Annotated in this window: 1 protein-coding gene; it reads right to left on the reverse strand. The window is 54.7% G+C overall.

Annotated features, from left to right (window positions below):
* The coding region (locus VU18_RS14180; protein ID WP_152668838.1) for an amidohydrolase at positions 1–1,016 on the reverse strand (1,016 nt) is incomplete at its 3' end.
* Positions 1,017–1,232 lie beyond the last annotated feature (216 nt).

Consider the following 1,232-nt stretch of genomic DNA (forward strand, 5'->3'; position numbering starts at 1 on the left):
ATGTTCGGTTTCAAGCGGGCGACGGCTTCTTCGCCCAATAGTTCACGCGCTGTTTCCTCAATGACGTGGGTCACTTCATCGTAGTTGATGACCGGGCGGTAGCCGTAGTCAAATCGAAACTCATACGAGGCGCCGTGCGCTTCGGTGATTCCTTTGACAATGCGCTCCATCCATTGCGGCACCGTGCGCCGCAGCGTCTCATCAAACGTGCGCACTGTCCCTTGGATTTCGACCTCCCCAGGCAGGACATTATGCGCCGTACCCGCCACAAATTGCGTCACGGACAGAACAAGCGGCTCGAGCGGGTCGACATAGCGCGAGACGATGTGCTGCAAGTTCGTCACGACTTGCGCTCCGATGGCGATCGCATCGATCGTTTGGTGCGGCATCGCCCCGTGGCCGCCTTTGCCGATGATGCGGATGAAAAAGCGGTCGGGTGCGGCCATCATCGGCCCATACACAATGCCGATTTTTCCGCGCTCAAGCGGCGACCAAAGGTGAGTGCCGATGACGACGTCCACCCCGTCCATGACACCAGCTTGCACCATCTCCTCCGCCCCGCCGGGGAACAATTCTTCCGCGTGTTGGAACAAAAAGCGGATTTCACCGCGAATGTCATCGCGCAGCTGGGAGAAAATTTTCGCCGTCCCGAGAAGCATCGCCGTATGGCCGTCATGTCCGCACGCATGCATCACGCCTGGGTTTTTTGAGGCAAACTCAAACGTGTTTTCCTCTTGAATCGGCAATGCGTCCATATCAGCGCGAATGGCGACGACCCGGCCTGGCTGTTGGCCAATGAGCCGCGCCATGACGCTCGTTTTCGTCGGCCGCGACAACTCAAGATGGCCGAATGATTGCAGCGTCTCGTACACAAATTGCGCCGTTTTCTCTTCCTGGAACGACAATTCGGGATGGACATAAAGCGGCTGTATAACAATAAAAAACTCCTGCCTAAAACAAACGGCAGAAGCGGATCGCCGGTATCGCACAGACATAGCCCGCGAATGCTGATTCATCTCTTTCAGTCATCTTCGCCAACTCTTAACCTCTCTCCACCGCACAGATTTAAACCTATGTGCGCTCCATGGAGTTGCTTACGGTGTGATGAAAAGCGTTTATTGCGACGATCGTTCGCACAAAACACGAAGGTTTCAATCTCTCACAGGTACGATAAAAACTCAAATGTCCGGAATGTGGGTCATCAATGAGCGGATAGTTTCAATCCCTCATAG

Source organism: Geobacillus sp. ZGt-1, assembly GCF_001026865.1.
GTDB lineage: Bacteria > Bacillota > Bacilli > Bacillales > Anoxybacillaceae > Geobacillus > Geobacillus thermoleovorans.